Source organism: Streptomyces sp. NTH33, from assembly GCF_003236365.1.
In the GTDB taxonomy this organism is placed as follows: domain Bacteria; phylum Actinomycetota; class Actinomycetes; order Streptomycetales; family Streptomycetaceae; genus Streptomyces.
Window position 1 is genome coordinate 1 of record NZ_POTZ01000971.1, and the last position, 969, is coordinate 969.

Genomic DNA, 969 nt, shown 5'->3' on the forward strand with positions numbered 1-969 from the left:
CTCCCGGCCCCCGCCCGACGGTTTGCCACAATGGACGAACGCTTGTGCTCACATTCACAAGCCATGTCAGCCCGTCTCTCACCGAAGGTGACCCGTGGACATCAAGACCGCCACCGCCCTCCGCCGCCTCCGCCTGGTCTCCGGCCCCGAGGCGGTCTCCTTCCTCCTGCTCCTGGTCTGCTCGGTCCTGAAGCGGACCACGGACTTCGACGCGGTGCGCACGATGGGCTGGGTCCACGCCTTCCTGTTCATCCTGTACGTGGTCTTCTGGGCCGACGCGTGGAACCGGGCGAAGTGGCCGCTCAAGACCGCCGCCCTCTACTTCGCCCTCTCGGTCCTGCCGGCCGGCGGCTTCTTCGCCGAGCGCAGGCTCAAGCGTGAGGCCGAGGACGCGGTGATCGCCTCCCGCGCCCGCCGCGAAGGGGTCGTGAACGCATGATCGTCGCCTTCTCCGTGACGCCGCTGGGCGTCGGCGAGGACGTGGGGGAGTACGTCGCCGACGCGGTCCGGGTCGTCCGCGAGTCCGGCCTCCCCCACCGCACCGACGCGATGTTCACGTCCGTCGAGGGCGACTGGGACGAGGTCATGGACGTCGTGAAACGCGCCGTGGCAGCGGTGGAGGCACGCGCTCCGCGCGTCTCCCTGGTCCTCAAGGCGGACATCCGCCCCGGCGTGACGGACGGCCTCACGACCAAGGTGGAGACGGTCGAGAGGCACCTGGCGGAACGAGGAGAGTAGGCACCTGGGACCGCACTGCGGGGGAGGGCGCGCTCACCCGCGCAGGCAGGCGCAACCGCCCTCACCCGCGCGACGCGGTACCCGCACCCGCGCGACGGCGGAAGGGGCCGTGGGGGCGCGTCCGCAGCCCGCCGCATACTTCGTCTCTGCCCGGTCCAGCCGTGGCAGCCCACAGCAGTACGCCCGTGCGCGGCGGGCTGGACGCACCCCCCACGGCCCCGACCCCACAAC

The 969-nt window shown here is 71.7% G+C and carries 2 protein-coding genes; both read left to right on the top strand.

Features of this window, described 5'->3' with window-relative positions; genetic code table 11:
- Positions 1 to 94 precede the first annotated feature (94 nt).
- On the top strand, positions 95 to 439 hold the full coding sequence (locus C1I97_RS37885; protein WP_111007368.1) for a DUF3817 domain-containing protein: 345 nt from the start codon (positions 95 to 97) through the stop codon (positions 437 to 439).
- A complete protein-coding gene (locus C1I97_RS37890) occupies positions 436 to 738 on the top strand; it encodes an MTH1187 family thiamine-binding protein (RefSeq protein ID WP_111007369.1) in 303 nt (100 codons plus the stop codon). Before C1I97_RS37885 ends, C1I97_RS37890 begins: the two co-directional genes overlap by 4 nt.
- The last annotated feature ends 231 nt before the right edge of the window (positions 739 to 969 follow it).

Bases quoted from the DNA above. Each gene is read 5' to 3' on its own strand.
- C1I97_RS37890 (WP_111007369.1), top strand. From the start codon at position 436: ATGATCGTCGCCTTCTCCGTGACGCCGCTGGGCGTCGGCGAGGACGTG.